Here is an 18569-nt window from a genome sequence, read left to right on the forward strand (position 1 = left end):
TCACGTCGCGGTATTCCCGTTTCGCAGCGCTTCGCGCGCCCGCTCCCGCGCGGCCAGCGCCGCTTCGCCGTGGCGCCGCTTCACGTGCCCGAAGCCCCGCACGGTGCGTGGCCAACGCGCTAGCGCTTCGGCACGGGACAACAGGTCGAGGGTTGCACGATCGCTGCGCAACTGGTCGGCGATTTCCGCCAGATCGCTTTCGTAGAGACGGATGAGTTTTCGCTCCCAGCGCCGCTCTTCACTCTGTCCGAACGGGTCGAACGGGGTACCGCGCAAGAACTTCAACCGTGCCAACCACGGGAAGACCCGGCGTAGCCACGGACCGTAGGTGCGCTTTTCGATCCGACCGGTCAGGGGATCGGGTTTGGCCAAGAACGGCGGCGCGAGCAAAAACTTTGGCGTAAAACCGGGTTCGAACGTCTCGGTCAGCTGTTGCCACACTTCGGGGCTGCTCCACAGCCGCGCCACCTCGTATTCGTCTTTGATCGCCAAAAGGCGATGGTATTCGCGGGCCACCGTCGCGGTGAGCGGCAAATCGTCTGGTGTCTCGGATGCGGAATCGGGCAGCGCCTGACCCGCTTTTTGCCGCAACGCGCGTTCGGCGACGCGGATCCGTTCGACCCGCTCCCGGTACCGTTCGGCGTAGCGCGCGTTCTGGTAGCGGGTGAGGTGTGCGACGCGGCGCGCGATCATTTCGTCGAGCGTCTGCGACAGGCGCAAGATCCCCTTGGGTTCGCTGTGGGCAAAAGCGCGCACTGCATCCAGATCGACCGCGGCGCGCCGCCCCCACAAAAACGCTTTCTGGTTCGCGGCAACCGCGACCCCGTTCAATTCGATAGCACGCAGGAGCGCCGCCTCAGAAACCGGCACCCACCCCTGTTGCCACGCGTAGCCAAGCAGAAAGGCGTTGGTGAAGAGCGCATCGCCCATCAGCCGGGTCGCCAATTGGGTGGCGTCGAACGCGAAGGGCGCCCCCCCGATCGCTTCACCGATCTGCGCCAGCAGCCGCTCGCGCGGGAACTGCCAGTCGGGGTTGCGCGTGAATTCGAGCGTCGGCGTCTCAGCCGTATTGACGACCACACGGGTACGCCCGACGGTCATTTTCGCCAACGCCTCGTCGCTCGCGGTGACGATCAGGTCGCCGCCGATCACCGCGTCCGCTTCCCCGGCAGCGATGCGGGCTGCGGTGATCCGCTCTGGAGTTGCAGCTAGCCGTATGTGGCTGAAGACCGCGCCCCCTTTCTGCGCAAGACCGGTCATGTCGAGCGTCGTCACCCCTTTCCCTTCCAGGTGCGCCGCCATGCCGATGAGCGCGCCGATCGTCACCACACCGGTCCCCCCGACTCCGGTCACCAGGAGGTTCCACGGGCGGTCGAGCGCGGGCACGCCGGGTTCGGGCGGCAGCGGCCAATCGTCGTCGCCCGCAAGCGCTTCTCCTTTTTTGAGCTGCGCGTTTTCGAGCACGAGAAAGCTGGGACAAAAGCCGTCGGCACAGGAGTAGTCTTTGTTGCAGCTCGACTGGTCGATCTGCCGCTTGCGACCAAACTCGGTTTCGAGCGGCCAGACCGCGACGCAGTTCGACACTTCCCCGCAATCGCCGCACCCTTCGCAAACCTCCGGGTGGATGAAGAGCCGCCGCGGGGGATCGGGGAACTGCTTGCGTTTGCGGCGCCGCCGCTTCTCCGCCGCGCAGGTCTGGTCATAAATGATCGCCGAAACCCCAGGCAACGCGCGAAATTCGCGCTGAATCGCGTCAAGCTCCTTGCGGTGGCGAATCGGCACATGGTCGACGTCGGCCGGACCGTAAGCGCGGGGCGTACCGTCGGTGACGATCACCAAGTTATGGACCCCTTCGGCTTTGAGTTGCGCGACGATCATCGGGACGGTGAGCGGTCCGTCGACCGGCTGCCCGCCGGTCATCGCGACCGCATCGTTGTACAGGATCTTGAAGGTGATATTGACGCCCGCCGCGATACACTGCCGAATCGCCAGGATCCCGGAGTGGTAGTAGGTGCCGTCGCCCAGGTTGGCGAAGATGTGGCGCGTTTCGGTAAACGGCGCCTGCCCGACCCACGGCACCCCCTCGCCCCCCATCTGGGTGAAGGTACTGGTGTGGCGCTCCGGCATCCAGGTGACCATGTAGTGGCAGCCGATCCCGGCAACCGCGCGGCTCCCTTCGGGCACGCGGGTCGAGGTGTTGTGCGGACACCCGGGGCAGAAGGTGGGGAGCCGTTCGGCATGGAGCGGCAGGCGCGCCAACGCCGCCTCTTTCTGCGCGATCCATTCGAGCCGCGCCCGCATTTCGGGCGAATCGTACCAACGGGCCAAGCGGTTGCCGATCGCACGCGCGATCATCGCTGGCGTGAGCTCCCCCGCCGCGGGCAAGAGCCATTCGCCGTGGTCGACGGTGCCGTCGGGACGCACGAGGTGGGCCCACTCCCCCTTTTCGTCGAATTTGCCGACCACCCGCGGCCGGACATCTTCGCGCCAGTTGTAGAGCTCCTCTTTGAGCTGATATTCGATGAGCTGCCGCTTTTCCTCGACCACCAGGATCTCTTCCAACCCGTCGGCGAAGCGGCGCACCGCGTCGGCTTCGAGCGGCCAGACCATCCCGACCTTCATCAGGCGGATGCCGATCGCCTTGGCGCGTTCGGCGTCGATACCCAGGTCTTCGAGCGCCTGCAGCACGTCGAGGTAGGATTTGCCGCTGGTGATGATCCCCAGGCGCGGCCGTTCGGGTTCGATCACGATGCGGTTCAGTTCGTTCGCCCGCGCGTACGCGAGCGCTGCGTAGAGCTTGTGGTGCAGCAGCCGCTCCTCTTGCACCCGCGGTGGATCGGGCCAGCGGATGTTGAGTCCGCCCGGCGGCATCGGAAAGTCGGTGGGAATGGTCACGGTGACGCGGAACGGATCGGCGTCGACCGACGCGGCGCTCTCCACCGTATCGGCCACCGCTTTGAACGCGACCCAGCAGCCGCTGTAGCGCGACAGCGCGTAACCGTGGATTCCGTAATCGAGGTACTCCTGCACGTTGGCTGGCGCGAGCACCGGCATCATCACCGCTTTGAAGATATGGTCGGTCTGATGCGGCAGCGTCGACGATTTCGCGGCATGGTCGTCGCCAGCAACGACCAATACGCCGCCGTGGGGCGACGTACCCGCGGCGTTGCCGTGGCGCAAGACGTCGCCACTGCGGTCGACCCCCGGACCTTTGCCATACCAGAGCGCAAAGACGCCGTCGTAGCGGGCACCCGGGAACAGGCCGACCTGTTGCGTTCCCCAGACCGCGGTGGCCGCCAGATCTTCATTGACGCCGGGTTGAAAGACGATCGCGTGGTCGCGCAGGAAAGCTTGCGCGCGCCACAACTCTTTGTCGAGACCGCCCAGCGGGGAGCCGCGGTAGCCGGAGACGAACCCCGCGGTGTTAAGCCCAGCGGCCTGGTCGCGGATCTTCTGGTTGATCAGTAACCGAACGAGCGCCTGCGTCCCGGTCAAGAAAACCCGGCGTTCCCGGTAGCGGTCGTCCAGGGTATAGCGGGCCAGCGCCAGCTGACCGATGGGTGCGTTCATCTTCTGTCTCCTTTGGTGTGGCTGCGCGCCGCAAAGCGGTTCGACTCTGCGGCGACCGCTCGCGAATCGTGGTGTTCGGTGGCGATTTGGTTTTATTTTTGCGCGTTACCGCATTCGAGAAAAGTTAGGGAAAACCCGATCACCACGCCAGATAGGCGTACCCGGCCTCTTGGAGCTCCATGATCGCCGCCGCGCCCACTTCGACGATCTCGGCAAACGGTTCGATCGCCTCCGGGCCCCACCCGAGCGTTTTCATCGTATTGCCACACGCGATGTAGCGCACGCCGTAGAACTCCGCCTGCCCTTTCGCCCGCTGCCGCAACTCCTCCGGGATCGGGCGCTGCGGCGCTTTGGCGATGAGGTGAATGCCCGGGCCGAAGCAGACCACCGCGACTGCGATCTGATCGGGGTATTTTCCCAGCATCGCCGAGACCGAGTTGAGGATATGTCCGATGTATTCGGGGTCGGCTTGGTTGAGCTGGTAGACGATTTTGTGCGGCATCTCGTCGCCGAAACCACTCCCCGCCCGTGCCCCCCCGGCTGCGAGCGCCAACGCAGCCGGTGCGGTCAGTGCCAGTCGACGGCGACGGTCGGGCGCGCGTTCGCCCGTCACGGCGTTTTGGGTGGGTCTTGGGTCGGTTCGCGTGGGTTTGGTCATCGTGCACGCTCCTCTCTGTTGGGGGTCGTTCCTCAAAAACCGAGCCGCTGCCGAGGGCCGCCCTTTGCGACCACCTCTTCCCGCAGCGCGTGCAAAAGCGCCTCGCCGCTTGCCGCACCACCGAGCAGACGCAACCGCTTCACTGCCGCCGCGAAATCCCCAGGCGTCAAGCGGTCGAGCGCGCGGGTGCGGCCACTCCACGCTTCGGCTTCGTCGCGCGGAACCCCCAGCCGCACCGCCTCTTGGACGAAGAGCGCTGCCCGCTGCGACGCGGTGAGGTAGTCGAACCGCACTTTGAACGCGAAGCGGCGCAGGCTCGCTGCGTCGAGCTGTTCCACCAAGTTGGTGGTGCAGATGAAAATGCCGTCGAACGCCTCCATCTGCGTGAGCAGTTCGTTGGTTTGCGTCACCTCCCAGTGCGCGTGCGCCCCGCGGCGGTCGGCCAGGAAACTGTCGGCCTCGTCCAGCAGCAATACCGCCCCGCGCTCGCGCGCTTCCCGGAACATCGCCGCGATCGCCTTTTCGCTTTCGCCCAGCCATTTGGACAACAGGTCGGAGGCGCGCTTCACCACGATCGGCTTGTCGAGCGCGCGCGCAATCCCGTGCGCGAATTCGGTCTTGCCGGTACCGGGCGGGCCATAGAAGCAGAGCGTTGCGTGCGGTTGCCGCGACAGCGCCGCAACGAGCTGCTCCGGATCGATGTCGAGGTTGAGGAACGCCCAGTCGAGCGCAGTCGCGGCAGGTAGCCGCGGCACACCCTGTTCGCCCAGGAGCGCCAAACTCGCCGACAACGCCCGTTCCGCCGCGGCAAGCGGTGAAACTGCCGTCTCTGGTCTTTTCCCAGCCGGGCGCGACGCGACCCAACGTGCCACCTGCGCCGCTTGCGCCAAGAGCGCCGGTGACGCCGCCTCGTGGCGCACGAGGCGCATCAACCATTCGTCGCTGGCGCCCAATCCCGCAAACGCTTGCCGCGCGATCGCCAACCGCACCCCTTCGGGCGGGACGGGAAAACGCACCGCGTACGCGAAACGGCGCAAATAGGCCGGATCGAACGTCGCGTCGTTGGTGATCCAGATCGTTGGCAGTGGATTGTTTTCAAGCAGCCAATTGGTCCACGCCTTCGCGCCTCGGGTCGGCGCGGTGTCGTCGTCGCCGCCCAACAAGGAAAGCAGGGAATGCCCCGCGGTGGGCAGCACATCCTCGGCTTCATCGAGCAGCATCAACGTACGTTCCGCGCGCGCGGTGATGCTCGACGCCGCGGCGTAGGCGCGCAGCCGCTCTTGACCCTGGATCGGTTCGCCCGCTTCATCCTGCGCTGGCGTCTCCACCAGCCGCGCGCCGAGCGCTTGCGCGAGCGCTTGCGCGAACTCGGTTTTGCCGGTACCCGGCGGGCCATAAAAGAGCAGGTTCACTCCTTTGGCACGGGTCGTGAGCGCTCCGTCCACGAGCGCGATCAAGGTTGCGGCATCCTGCGCCAAATGGGGAAAGTCGGCGAGCGTACAGCGCGGTTGCCGCACCACCGGCCGAACGAACGCCGCCATCAAGTCGTCGGTGGTGAGTTGGCTCGAGAGCAAGAGGTGCGGCAGCCGCCCCATCACGTCGAAGCGCGTTTCCAGGTCGTGCCCCGCACGGTGCGCCGCATCGACCCGAACCAACCCGGCGCGGTGCAGCGCCCCGTCGGGCCGCAACGCTTTGACGACGAGCGCGCGGCGAACGTTCGCGATCGCCGCGACCGCCAACGCGACATGGTCGAGCCCACCCGGTTGGTTCGCCGCCGCCACCGCCGCGTGGAAACGGCGAAACGCCGCCAACGCCACCGCGAAACGCAACACGCCCACTTCGGCGCGGTTGAGCCCGAGCACTTTGCCCAAACGTGCCGAATTGCGCAACAATGGCAATTTCGGGTTGATCGCGGCTTCGAGCTGCTCCAAGCGTTCGAGCAACCGCTTCTCGATCCCTGCGGTGCCGAGCTTGCGCATCGCGGCGCGGTCGATCACCGTATCGCCGTCTTCGTCCTCCCGCGTCGGGACCAATTCGCCCACGTAGCGCACGTAGTCGCTGTCGAGCAGGATCGGCTCGGAAAAGATGCTCTCCTTGTCCAAGTGGCGGTGCCACCCGAACGCGAGCGTCAAGCGGATCAACCACGCCCCGAGGAGCGGCGCATGGGGATCCCGGTCCGATGCGTCGAGGGCTTGAAAAAGATGAGCGAGGCGCTTGGCCAAAATCACGACTCCTTTTGCTTACCTGGCGGTTCGGGTATCATCGCGCAAACGCAACCCGGATGACCTTTCATGGGGCACCACACCGTTAGAGCGGAAAACCTCGATTCGGTTCGCCTGGACGTCTGGCTCTGGGCTGCCCGTTTCTTCAAAACCCGAACCCGCGCGCAAGAAGCGATCGCGGCGGGACACGTCAAGCGCGGCGGCGAACGGGTGAAGGCGTCGCACCGCGTCAAAGTGGGCGAACGCTACACGATCCGCATCGGCCCGTACGAATGGCAGATTACGGTTGCTGCGCTCAGCGACCGCCGCGGCCCCGCCGAGGTGGCACAAACGCTCTACCACGAGGACCCCGAAAGTCACGCCCGCCGCCAGGCACAAGTGGCCGAACGTCGCGCCCTGCAAGCGGCACCTACAAAACCCAGCAAAACCGCGATCGACCGCGCCCGCCTGCGGGCGCTGAAGCGCCAACAGCGCGCCCCGTGACCGCGCACCGCACCGGCACCTTACGACGAAGCCGACGAAGCCGCGCCCGACGACAGACGACGCGCCATCTCCTCTTTTTCCGCTGCTTCTTGCAAGCGTGCCAACCACCGACGGTGGGCTTCGTCCAGACACAGATCGACTTGAATCCGCTGCGTACAGGCGGTGCGTGCCGCGGCCAGTTCCTGGTCTGCCTGCTGCCGAATCGCCCGCGCCTCCTCCTTGAGCTGCACCGCTGGCGCCTGCTCCCGCGCCACCACGCCGCCGACCACTGCGACGACGCCGAGCACAGCCGCCAAAAGCCAGATCCCTCCGCGCATTGAGTAGGCTTCCTTGTTAGAATTCGTTTATTGTATCCCTTTGGAAGCGAAGATGGAACTGGTTTGTCTCGACCTTGAGGGGGTGTTGATCCCCGAAATGTGGGTGGCGTTCGCCGAAGCGGTAGGAATACCGGAACTCAAACGCACTACCCGCCAAGAACCCGATTACGATCGGTTGATGCGTTTTCGCCTGGAGATCCTGAAACAGCACGGCTTAGGCCTCCGGGAGATCGAACGGGTCGTTGCCACCCTTGAACCGCTACCGGGCGCCAAAACCTTTTTGGATGGTTTGCGCGAACGCTACCAGGTGATCATCCTTTCCGATACCTTCCAAGAGCTGGCGCGCCCCTTGATGCGGCAACTCGGTTGGCCCACCCTCTTTTGCCACAACCTCGTCGTCGCTCCCGACGGCACGATCACCGGCTACCGGCTGCGGATGAAGGACCAGAAACGGGAAGCGGTGAAGCGCTTCAAAGAGCTCAACTTCCGGGTCGTCGCCGCGGGTGACTCCTACAACGACACCACGATGCTCGCCGAAGCCGACGCCGGCATCCTCTTTCGCGCGCCGCAGGTCGTGGTCGAAGCGTTCCCGCAGTTCCCGCTCGTCCCCGAAGCGTACAGCGAACTGCGTGCGGCGATCGACGACGCGTTTGCCCGCATCGCCCAAGAACGGCAAGAGGCAGCCGCACGATGAGCGAACGCACCTACACGCTCGTCGCGTCATGCCCGGACCAGGTGGGTGTCGTCGCGCGGGTGTCGCAGTTCCTTGCCGAACTGGGCGGGTGGATCCTCGAAACCAATTTCCACGCCGAACCGGCCGACGCCGCGAACCCGTCGGGTCGCTTCTTCATGCGCCTGCAACTGCGCGCCGATTCGATCACGCTGCCGCTCGTGACGTTGCGCGAACAGTTCGCGCATGCGGTCGCCGAACCGCTCCAGATGCAGTGGCGGATCACCGATTCGGCGGTGAAAAAGCGGGTCGTGATCCTGGTCTCGAAGCAAGAACACTGCCTCTACGACCTCCTGGCGCGCTGGCAAGCCGGGGAGCTCGACGTCGAAATCCCCTGCGTGATCTCCAACCACCAGACGCTGCGCGGCATCGTCGAATGGCACGGGATCCCCTATTTTCACGTCCCGGTCACGCCAGAGAACAAACCCGAAGCGTTCGCCGAAATCCGCCGGATCTTCGACGAAGCGAAAGGCGACGTGATGGTGCTCGCGCGCTACATGCAGATCCTGCCGCCCGAACTCTGCGACGCGTATGCGGGACAGATCATCAACATCCACCACTCGTTCCTGCCCAGCTTCGTCGGCGCGCGCCCCTACCACCAAGCGTGGCAACGCGGCGTGAAACTGATCGGCGCCACCTGTCACTACGTGACGCCCGAGCTCGACCAAGGGCCGATCATCGAGCAGGACGTGATCCGTGTCGACCATACCGACACACCGGACGAGATGATCCGCTACGGGAAAGACATCGAAAAAGCGGTGCTGGCGCGCGGGCTGCGTTATCATATCGAAGACCGGGTCTTGATCCACGGCGCACGCACCATCGTCTTCCGCTGAGCCAAAGGGGTTGCAAACGACCGTTTTTGCGGCAAAATAGCGAACACATGCAGGAGGAGGGGGCGACACGCCCGGTTGTTCCACCATTTTTTCAGGAGCGAAAATCATGAACAAAAGCGAATTCGTCGAAGCCTTGGCCGACAAGATGGGCAGCAGCAAAGCAGAGGCCGCACGTGCGCTCGACGCCGTGCTCGCCACCGTCACCGAACAGCTCGCGAAAGGCGAAAAGATCACGTTCACGGGCTTTGGCTCGTTCGAAGTCGTCACCCGCGGCGAACGTACCGGTCGCAACCCGCAGACCGGCGCCACGATCACCATCCCGGCGACGAAACTCCCGAAATTCACCGCCGGTGCGGCGCTGAAGAAAGCCGTTCTCGGGTAATTTACCCCGTTTCGATTCGCACATTCGGCGCGACTGCACCGCGTGCAGCCGCGCCGTTCTCTCTTTCCGCTTACGGACTGCGACTTTGCGTATGATCCCCCACCTCACCACTGCCCTTTCCGGTCCGTTGCTCGAAATCGAACACCAGTTCCTCGCGCACCAACCGGCGATCGAACGCTGGTTTCGCCACTGGTTCACCGAGCACATGCCACCCTTTTACGCCTCCACCGACCTCAGAAACGCCGGGTTCAAACTCGCGCCGGTGGACTTGAACCTCTTCCCGGGCGGATTCAACAACCTGGCAGAGCCCTTTACGCCGCTTGCCGTGCAAGCGCTGCAGGTCGCGATCGAACGGGTCTGTCCCGAAGCGCGGCAATTCTTGCTCATCCCTGAAAACCACACCCGGAACCGCTTCTACCTCAGCAACGTCTTCCACTTGCAACGGCTTTTGCGCCTGGCGGGGGTCGAGGTGCGCGTCGGCTCGCTCCTTCCTGAGATCACGGAACCGACGCCGTTCGAAACACCAGCGGGCACACTCGTCCTCGAACCGATCGTCCGGCGTGGCAACCGCGTCGGACTTGCAGATTTCGACCCGTGCGCGATCCTCCTCAACAACGACCTCTCCGCAGGGATTCCGGCGATCCTCGCCGAACCGCTCGAGCAGATCGTGATCCCGCCGCCGCAAGCGGGCTGGCATCGTCGCCGCAAATCGCACCACGCGGCGTGTTACGCGCAGGTTGCGAACGAATTCGCCGAAGCCTTCGCGCTCGACCCCTGGTATTTCACCCCCGCGTACCGCACCGTGGGGGGCGTCGACTTCCGCCACAAACAGGGGGTGGAGGCGCTTGCCGATGCCGCAAGCGACCTTTTTGCCGAAATCCGACGGGAATACGCCGCGCGCGGCATCACCGAAACGCCGTTTTTGGTGATGAAAGCGGATGCGGGCACCTACGGCATGGGGGTGATGGTCGTCAAAGACCCCGTGGAACTTCGGGAACTCTCGCGCCGCGACCGCAACAAAATGGCACGGGTCAAAGAGGGGCTCGAGGTAACCCAAGTGATCGTGCAAGAGGGGGTCCCCACCTTCGAACGGGTCGACGGCGCTGCCGCCGAACCGGTCGTCTATTTCATCGATCACTACGTTGTGGGCGGGTTTTACCGCGTCCATACAGAACGCGGCCCAGACGACAACCTCAACGCCCCTGGGATGCACTTCACACCGCTCACCTTCGCTCGCCCCTGCTCGGTGCCCGACTTCACCGCCGCACCCGACGCCGAACCCAACCGCTTCTACGCGTACGGCGTCGTTGCGCGTCTGGCGCTTGCGGCAGCCACCCGCGAGATCGAATCGTTGAACGAATCGCACAGCGATGTAGCGGCAACCCCACTTGCGACCGCCCGATGACGGAAAGCCAACGATGGAACTCCTCTTTCTGATCGATCCGCTCGCTGCGCTCAACCCGAAGAAAGACTCCTCGCTCTTTCTGATGCGGGAAGCGGCCGCGCGTGGCCACACCATCTGGGTCGCTTATCCCGGCGCGATTGCCTGGCGACACGACCGCGTCTGTGCCGAAGCGCTGCCGCTTGCCGTCGACCCCAACGCCCCGCATACCGCGTGGGCAGAAGGTGTGACCCCACGCTGGCGGGCGCTCCGTGAATTTTCCGCGGTGCTGCTGCGCTTCGACCCGCCGTTCGATTTCGAATACCTTACGCTCACCTGGCTCCTTGAGCGGGCGGAGCAGGAAGGCGCGCGCATCTTCAACGCCCCGCGCGCGGTGCGTGACCACTCCGAAAAATTGAGCATCCTCGAATTCGCCGAATTCATCCCGCCAACCCGAGTGGTGCGTCGCGTTCCCGACGTCCAGGAAGCGATCGACGCACTCGGCGGCGACGTCATCGTGAAGCCGCTCGACGCGATGGGGGGCGCGGGCATTTTTCGCATCCGCCACAACGACCCCAACCGCAACGCGATCGTCGAGACCCTCACCGCACAGGGCCAGCGCACGATCATGGTCCAGCAGTACCTTCCCGCGATCGCCGACGGCGACAAACGGGTCTTATTGATCGCCGGTTCGGTAGTGCCGTGGGCGCTGGCGCGGATCCCGAAAGCGGGCGAAACGCGCGGCAACCTCGCCGCCGGGGGTACCGGCGTGGCGATGCCGCTCACCCCGGAAGAGCGGCGGGTCGCCGAAACGCTGGCACCGATCCTGTGGCGACGCGGCCTCTTTTTCGTCGGGCTCGACCTGATCGGCGGCCGACTCACCGAGATCAACGTCACGAGCCCCACCTGCTTCGTCGAGATCGCCGCGCAAAGTGGCGAGAACCCTGCGGCGTGTGCGATCGAACGGCTCGAAGCGGTGATCGCGAACCACTGAACCATGTCCGTGTCTGCACGCCGTACCGCCTTCCGCCGTATCGTCACGCCACTTGTCTGGCTGTCGCTGCTTTTTGCGCTTGCCGCGTGCTCGCGCGAACCCACGTTGGTTCGCGAAGAGCAGTTCGTCTTCGGCACCCGCGTCGAACTCACCGTGGTCGACGCCGACGCGGAACACGCCCACAGCGTCTTGGCGGAAATCAGCCGCGAACTCGCGCGCCTGCATCGCACCTACCACGCCTGGGAGCCGTCGGCACTCACCCGCTTGAACGCCGCGATCGCTGCCGGACACCCCGCTCGCGTGAGCGCCGAGCTTGCCGCAATCCTCAGGGACGCCCAACAGTTCGTCCGCGCCAGCGACGGACTTTTCGACCCGGGCATTGGCGCACTCGTTGCGCTGTGGGGCTTTCACCGCAGCGACTTCAGCGCCAACCAACCGCCCGACCCCGCGGCGGTTGCCGCGTTGCGCGACCGCCATCCATCGCTTGCAGCGCTCACCATCACGCCGCTTACCCCCGATCCCGCGTCTCCATGCGCGCAGCCGGACGCGGTCGACGCGATCGCCACGAACGAAACCCCTGCGGCGTGCGTCACCAGCTCCAACCCCGCGGTCGCCATCGACCTCGGTGGCTACCTCAAAGGCTACGCGCTCGACCGTGCCGCCGAGATCGTCCGCCGCCACGCGATTGCGGCCGCGCTCATCAACATCGGCGGCAACATCCTCGCGCTGGGGCAGCCCAACGCCACGCGGCCCTGGCGCATCGCGCTGCAACACCCGCGCCGCGCCGAACCGCTCGCGGTGCTACCGCTCTACGATGGGGAAGCGATCGGCACCTCGGGGGACTACCAGCGCTATTTCCTCGCGGACGGACACCGCTACCACCACCTGATCGACCCGCGCACCGGGTGGCCCGCCACGGAGAATCAGGCGTTTACCGTCGTGATCCTGCCGCAACCCGATCACCGAACGGGGCTTCGCTCCGACGTCGTCAGCAAACCCCTTTTTCTTGCCGGTGCCGATTGGCCGCGCTACGCCGCGCGTTTCGGGGTGACGCGCGCGCTTCGCGTCGCCGCGGACGGCACCATCACCGTGACCGCGCCGCTCCAGCAACGCCTCCGTTGGATCGACCCACCCGATGCGATCACCGTGGTCGATCCGCCAGAACCGCAAAAGGGACTTAGCGATTGAGGAGATTGGCCAGACGCATCCGGTACTCGCGCAGCAACGGATCCCCGGGCCGCATCAAATCGAAGATTTGCAGGATCAATTTGCGCGCCGCGCCATCGTTCCAGTCACGTGCGCGCGCGACGATCGCCAGCAGCGCTTCCAGCGCCGGTTGCCATTGCCCTTCAGCGGCGTACCGCTTCGCCAACCGGTAGCGGCTGTCCCAATCCTCAGGAAACGCCGCGACCCGCGCTGCGAGTGCTTCCAGAGATTCGGCGGTACCGTCGGCAAGTAACGCCAACCGCGCCTCGAGCCGTTTCGCGTCGTCGCTGTCCGGCTCACGGAGCGCACGAAAGTGTTCGCTTGCTTCCGCTACGCGCTTCTGATCCAGGAGTAGCGCAATAAGATCGAGCCGCGCCCGGTCGAACGCGGGGTCTTCGGCAAGCCCCTCGAGTAGGAGCCGCTCGGCGGTTGCGGCGTCGCCCGCCTCGCGCGCGGCAACCGCTTGCCGCCAGTTCGGTTCAGCAGGCGAGGGCAGCAACCGTTCGAGCCAACGGCGCACCTCCCGCTCGGGAAGTGCGCCAGTGAATTCATCGACCACCTGGCCGTCACGCAGCGCCTTGACATTGGGAATGCCGCGGACCCCATAGCGCGCGGCCAACGTCGGGTTCTCATCGGAATTGACCTTCGCCAGCAGGAAACGGCCCCCATATTCGGCGGCGAGCCGCTCCAACACCGGCTTCAGCACCCGGCACGGACCGCACCAAGGTGCCCAAAAATCGACGACCACCAACCGACGGTGGGATTCGGCAAGGACCGTCGGTTCGAAATTCGCTTCATTGGCGTCGATCGTCACGGATTGCGTCATCGTCGCCTCCTGCAACAGCATTTTCTGATATTTTTATCTTATCACGGGTGCGCATGTGCAGGAACGGTTGAATCTGCAGCCAAACGAGCCCCAACGCCGGGAGCGCCGCAACCGGTGCCGTGGGGCCAACGGTCAACCACAGCGCGAGCGTCGCTCCGACGACCCCCCAACGCCATTGCAGTCGCCGTTGCCATTGCGCCATGCGCTGCGTCTGGGCGCGCACTTCCGCGCGCAATGCGGCAAATTGCGTCAACCCCCTCGCTACCCGCACATCCGGCAGCGGACCCTGGTCGAAGCGATCGGCGTCGAGCAGCACCAAAACGCGATGAGCGGTATCGTTCTGGTCCGCGTTCGGGGAGACACGCGGTGCTGTTGTCTGGCACAAGACCCACGGTGCCCCCGGCGGTAATTGCTGCACGCGCGGATCACAGACCTCGGACTCGGCCGCCCCAGGCCACCAACCCAGCGCCGACCACGCCGCGCGGGTGGTCGCCGGTACGTCGTCGGCAAGCACCCGCCACACCCCCTCGGGTTCACTGGGTACCGCCGACGTCACCGCAGCGAACGAACCGGCAGGGACGGGCACCACCGCACACGCACCCAGCCATGCCAGCATCTCCGCGTTGGCATCCACGCGCTCGGGTGCGCTGACTCCGTGCGCAACGCCGATCACCCACGCGCCGTTGTGCCGCGCCGCTTCGATGCGCGCGAACCATTGGTCGGAATCGAACGCTCCGCGCCACGCCGCACGCGTCACCCCGGCTGCCCGCAGCGCTTCCGGTTCGCCGGTCGCCACGACCCAAACCCGCCCCCGCCGGTCCGCGCAGCGTGTCAGCCACCCGAATGGCCCCCATTCCGGTTTGCGTTCCCGCGCCACCACGCGCCACTGCGTCAAGGGATCTCGCGCAGAGTCGCCGACCAAAGCACACGTGCTCTGCCACAGGCTAGCGGCAACCGCATCGTTCCCGGTCGGCAGGAGCGTGACGCATCCCGGGCCTGGCGCCAACGTCACCCGCACCGCTTGGGCGAATGGCACCATACCCGTGACCGCCAACGGATTGAGTACCCGCCGCGCCCCGCGCCAGAATTGGAGTTCTGGGGTATGCGGTCTCTCTGGCGCGTCGTGTTCGGGTGACGGTGCCGCTTTGTCACAGCGCACGGTATCGAACGGCAACAGTAATGCGGCGACGCGCCACTGCTCGAACCAAGCGGTGCGCGCCACCGTAATGTGCACCGCGCGACCGAGCGCCGTGACGGCGTGCGGCGTCCGAAACCAGACACCGCGCGTCGCAAAGCGCAACCGCGAAGCGATCGCCCAACCGGAGCGCACCTCGGAATCGAACCACGGGAAGAGAACGAGCGCCAGCACCGCCAGTTGGTGGAGCCAGATCGCAAGTGGCGCTTCACCCACCACCAACACCGCCGACCAACCGGCCACCGCTAGGGCTGGCCAAACCCAACCAGCGCTTTTGTCGGCTTCATCTTCCAGAGCGACCACACCACGGGGATCGATACGGCTGGGACGCACCACGACCGCCCATGCCTGTCCGGAAACCACCTGCGTACTGCGTTGCCACGGTTCGGTCTGCCAGTCGGGTGAGACCGCCAATAGGTGTAACTGCGCTGGAAAAAGGGTGCCCGGTGTCAGCCAAAGAATATCGCCGGGGACCAAATCGGTGGCCGGAACCCGGTGCCACACCCCTTCGCGTAACACCCAGAGATGCCAGGGAACGCGCGTCAGTCGGCGCGCCGCGCAACGCCCCCAGCGCGCCATGCCCCATCCGGCTGCCAACAGGGTTCCTCCCACCAGCAACCAGGCCCAGGCAACCGCAGTCGCTTCTTGCTCGATCGCTGTCGCCACCGCCAGCACGACACACGCAAACGCCAGCGCGAACCGTGGCAGACCTGTGCGGTCCGGACGCGACGCCACAGGAAGCCCTGCCGAAAGATTGCGCCCATGGATACGCTGACGACGTCGGACCTCTTCCCAACTCAACCCGACCGTCGGATCGGTAGCCAACCGTGCCAACAGTGCTTGGGTCTCTGGCGGCAAATGCTTCGGATCAGGGAGGCTATCCGGATCGGAATCGGGAACAAAATCAGAGAACGCCACGAACGTCCTGAGACAAAAGAATCACGCTTTCTGGTTCGCTTGCCACGCGGCCAACAACTGATCGCGGTACGGCGCGAGTTTTTCGATTGGGATTTCGACGACCGGACCACCCAGGGTCGATCCCCGATAGACGCCAACCAATGGCGTTTCCACGTCGGGAAGGTAGATCTGAACCGGCGCATTGGCTTTGAAACGCAGGCTGCGCAACTCCTCGGGGAAAAAGAGCGCACCGTGCGTGATGTTGAGTGCCGCTGCCCCTTCGAACCGCTCGCCGTTACTTTTTTCGGCAACCACTTTGACCGGCACCAACCGCACCTCGTTCACGCGCTTCAACGCGCGCGCCCGAATCCGCTTGTGCAGCTCCTCCTCGGCGAGGAACGGGAGATTGCCGATGCTTGCTTCGACGTCGGCCAGCTCCACGTCGGTGAGATGGGGCGCCGCGGCGACGAGCCGCTCTTTCGGGATCGTTGTGCCGACCGCGCGGCGGGGGCGGGTCAACGCCACTTGGTGCGTCAGCTTCGTGACGCGAACACCCGCACCGGCCAAGCGCTTCCCCACAACGGTCCGCAACCCTTGATGGACGGCGTTCCCCAGAAGACCGTCGAGCGTTTTCGCCAGATCCGCCTCTGGGACCGTTTCGAGCGCCGCCGGAAGTTCCAGCGTCAAGGTATAGGTCAGTTGCAACGTCGCTTTGCTCATCGCGACCACCTTCTATTTTTCGTCATCTTACCACGGGGATGGTTGCCGCGGCCAAAAGCCGAAATAAAACGCTAAAGCAATCGGCAATTTTGCCGTTAGACAGAGCATGCCTTCGACTATACTGTGTTTACCTGTCCGCGCGGTTGGAGCGTCATCATGCGTCATTTGTCGATTTCCGCCAAACTCCTTTCGATCCTCATCGTCGGCGGGCTGCTGGTTGCGACCACCAATGGATTGACCTTGTGGAAAGATTGGCAAAGCGTGCAAACGGCGCAGCGGCAATTTGCCGGACTCGAGTTGCTCACGCGCCTGGGGGACGTCTACCGTCAGGTGCCCATCCTACGCACCTGGTCCGGGGTTACGCTCGCTGCGGACCCCAAGAGTGAACTCCACCAGCACGCGACCCAAAACGCGCAGACGCTCGTGACTGAAATCGACAGCCAATGGAACGCGTTTCGCACCCTTGCCACGCAAGCCCCGCTTTCGCCAACCTTGACCGAACAGATCGCAATGCTCGATCGTTCCTGGCAGGAGATCAAGACCCGCGATGCGGCCGATCGCTTCCAGATGCTGGCGCCGCTCGTCGACGGATTATTGGAAACGATGCGCCTCATCGCGGTCGAATCGCAACTCGCGTTCATTCCCGACCCGACGATCAGCAGTCTGACTCAGGCGTGGTTGAACGATATCCTTCCGCTCACCGACGCAAGCAACCGCTTGCGCGGGTTGCTCACGCTCGCGTTCGTCGAGCAACGCTTCGGCGAACCGGCACTGTTGGAATTCACCCGCCATCGCCATACCTTGGCAAAAAGCATCGAAGATCTGGCGTTCATCCACAACCGCTTGCGCAGTTTCGGCGTCACCGAACTGGTCGACCTCTTCGACGCGCAACTGAGCTATCTGCAAGAGCAAGGGGAGATGCTCGACACCACCCTCGACGCGATCAAATTCGGCTTCTTCGCGCGCGATCCGCTCGAAGTCTATGACGAAGCCAGTCAGTTGGTCGATGGGGTCTGGGGCTACGGCGCGTCGGTGCATGCGCTCCTTGCCGAACATGTCGAAAGCTACCGCGCGGCGAAATGGCGCAGCCTTGCGATGTTGTCCGCTGCGATCGCCGCGGCATCGCTCGTCGTTTTGCTCATGACTTTGGCCATTCGGCGCTCGTTGCTCGCTACCATCACGCGCATCGCCAACGGTGTGCAGCAACTTGCCCAAGGTGACCTGACCACACAGATCGCGGTTCGCGAGCGCGACGAAACCCGCCGCATCGTCACGGCGCTGCACGAGATGATCGGCAAATGGCGCGAAAGCCTCTCCACCGTCCATGCCGCACTCGAAGCGCTGGCGCGCGCCGCGCAAGTGAGCGAAGCCAACGCACAGGCCATTGCCGACCGCGCTCGGCAGAGTGAAACCCACGTCACCGCGATCGTCGACGCTGCGGACGCGCTCGACGCCACCGCACGCAATGCCCGTACCGAAGCGCAAGCAGTCGTTGCCGACGCGCAAAAAACCCTCGACGAAGCGCAACAGATGGCCGGCGCGCTTGCTCAGGCGCTGGCTACGCTGGAAGCGATGAACACGCAACTCGACGGGGTCAACGCCGCCAGCCGCCGCTTCATCGCCGAATCGGCGGCGATCCGACGCATTACCGACAAAGTGCGGGAAATCGCCGAGCAGACCAACCTCTTGGCTTTGAACGCCGCGATCGAAGCGGCGCGCGCCGGTGAGGCGGGCCGGGGCTTTGCGGTGGTTGCCGACGAAGTGCGCAAACTCTCCGAACAGTCCGCGGTCGCTGCGGGCGAGATCGACACGATCACCACGAATCTGGCGCAGCAGGGTCAAGCGATCGAAGCCCAGCTCGACGCGACCCTGGCCGAAACGCAGTCGAGCCACGAACGGATCGGCGCGTTGCAGGGGTTCATGGCGCAGGTGGAACGCGCGACGCACGGCACGCTCGAACGGGCGCGCTCCATTTTACAGGTCGCAAGCGACGTCGAACGGTTGAGCGAAACGATCGACCAAGCGGCGCACAACGCCAAAACCGCCGCGCAGCAAACTTCGAATGCAGCGAACGAAATCACGACCGCAAGCAGCGAAGTCAATGGTTGGGTGACGAAACTCAAAGCGGCGTTTGCGCGCTTTCGGCTCTGAG

Annotated in this window: 15 protein-coding genes; 8 read left to right on the top strand and 7 right to left on the bottom strand. The window is 64.8% G+C overall.

Going from position 1 to position 18569, the window contains the following annotated elements:
- The 3 genes from HPTL_RS10605 to HPTL_RS10615 form a co-directional block, all read right to left on the bottom strand.
- A complete protein-coding gene (locus tag HPTL_RS10605; protein ID WP_119335949.1) occupies positions 1-3570 on the bottom strand; it encodes an indolepyruvate ferredoxin oxidoreductase family protein in 3570 nt (1189 codons plus the stop codon).
- A 139-nt stretch (positions 3571-3709) separates the two neighbouring features.
- Positions 3710-4228, bottom strand: coding sequence for a DsrE family protein (locus HPTL_RS10610; protein ID WP_119335950.1), 519 nt, complete (start codon positions 4226-4228; stop codon positions 3710-3712).
- 32 nt (positions 4229-4260) lie between these two features.
- Positions 4261-6450 carry an ATP-binding protein gene (locus HPTL_RS10615; protein ID WP_170141352.1) on the bottom strand — a complete coding sequence of 730 codons (2190 nt, stop codon included), beginning with the start codon at positions 6448-6450 and terminating at the stop codon, positions 4261-4263.
- A gap of 69 nt (positions 6451-6519) precedes the next feature.
- On the opposite strand from HPTL_RS10615, the gene HPTL_RS10620 reads away from it, so the two are divergent.
- Complete coding sequence (locus HPTL_RS10620; RefSeq protein WP_119335952.1) at positions 6520-6933, top strand: RNA-binding S4 domain-containing protein; 414 nt, start codon at positions 6520-6522, stop codon at positions 6931-6933.
- Positions 6934-6953: 20 nt separating this feature from the next.
- Here the strand turns inward: HPTL_RS10620 and HPTL_RS10625 are convergent, their stop codons facing one another.
- Entirely contained in the window at positions 6954-7250 is a 297-nt protein-coding gene (locus HPTL_RS10625; protein ID WP_119335953.1) for a hypothetical protein, read from the bottom strand.
- 52 nt (positions 7251-7302) lie between these two features.
- Between HPTL_RS10625 and thrH the strand changes: the two genes are divergently transcribed.
- From thrH to HPTL_RS10655, 6 genes are all read left to right on the top strand, one after another.
- A complete protein-coding gene (gene thrH / locus HPTL_RS10630; RefSeq protein WP_119335954.1) occupies positions 7303-7944 on the top strand; it encodes a bifunctional phosphoserine phosphatase/homoserine phosphotransferase ThrH in 642 nt (213 codons plus the stop codon).
- Entirely contained in the window at positions 7941-8816 is an 876-nt protein-coding gene (gene purU, locus HPTL_RS10635) for a formyltetrahydrofolate deformylase (protein WP_119335955.1), read from the top strand. Before thrH ends, purU begins: the two co-directional genes overlap by 4 nt.
- 106 nt (positions 8817-8922) lie before the next feature.
- Complete coding sequence (locus HPTL_RS10640) at positions 8923-9198, top strand: HU family DNA-binding protein (protein ID WP_119335956.1); 276 nt, start codon at positions 8923-8925, stop codon at positions 9196-9198.
- 91 nt (positions 9199-9289) lie between these two features.
- Positions 9290-10603 carry a glutamate--cysteine ligase gene (gshA, locus tag HPTL_RS10645; RefSeq protein ID WP_119335957.1) on the top strand — a complete coding sequence of 438 codons (1314 nt, stop codon included), beginning with the start codon at positions 9290-9292 and terminating at the stop codon, positions 10601-10603.
- 13 nt (positions 10604-10616) lie between these two features.
- Positions 10617-11573, top strand: a complete 957-nt coding sequence (gene gshB, locus HPTL_RS10650; RefSeq protein WP_119335958.1) for a glutathione synthase — start codon at positions 10617-10619, stop codon at positions 11571-11573.
- 3 nt (positions 11574-11576) lie between these two features.
- Positions 11577-12761: an FAD:protein FMN transferase gene (locus tag HPTL_RS10655; protein WP_119335959.1), complete on the top strand. Its 1185-nt coding sequence runs from the start codon at positions 11577-11579 to the stop codon at positions 12759-12761.
- Here HPTL_RS10655 and HPTL_RS11600 read toward each other — a convergent pair.
- Genes HPTL_RS11600 through HPTL_RS10670 form a run of 3 tightly spaced genes read right to left on the bottom strand, consistent with a single transcriptional unit; the run spans position 12751 to position 16417 of the window.
- On the bottom strand, positions 12751-13605 hold the full coding sequence (locus HPTL_RS11600) for a tetratricopeptide repeat protein (RefSeq protein WP_119335960.1): 855 nt from the start codon (positions 13603-13605) through the stop codon (positions 12751-12753). The two genes, HPTL_RS10655 and HPTL_RS11600, sit on opposite strands and share 11 nt — an antisense overlap.
- The gene (locus HPTL_RS10665; RefSeq protein ID WP_119335961.1) at positions 13574-15718 is read right to left on the bottom strand and encodes a cation-transporting P-type ATPase; all 2145 of its coding nucleotides are present in this window, start codon (positions 15716-15718) and stop codon (positions 13574-13576) included. The genes HPTL_RS11600 and HPTL_RS10665 overlap by 32 nt, the downstream gene beginning before the upstream one ends.
- A gap of 21 nt (positions 15719-15739) precedes the next feature.
- The gene (locus tag HPTL_RS10670; protein ID WP_145981816.1) at positions 15740-16417 is read right to left on the bottom strand and encodes a hypothetical protein; all 678 of its coding nucleotides are present in this window, start codon (positions 16415-16417) and stop codon (positions 15740-15742) included.
- Positions 16418-16573: 156 nt separating this feature from the next.
- Here HPTL_RS10670 and HPTL_RS10675 point away from each other — a divergent pair, with 156 nt between their 5' ends.
- Positions 16574-18568, top strand: a complete 1995-nt coding sequence (locus tag HPTL_RS10675; RefSeq protein ID WP_119335963.1) for a methyl-accepting chemotaxis protein — start codon at positions 16574-16576, stop codon at positions 18566-18568.
- Position 18569: the final 1 nt, after the last annotated feature.

Source organism: Hydrogenophilus thermoluteolus (assembly GCF_003574215.1).
Taxonomy (GTDB): domain Bacteria; phylum Pseudomonadota; class Gammaproteobacteria; order Burkholderiales; family Rhodocyclaceae; genus Hydrogenophilus; species Hydrogenophilus thermoluteolus.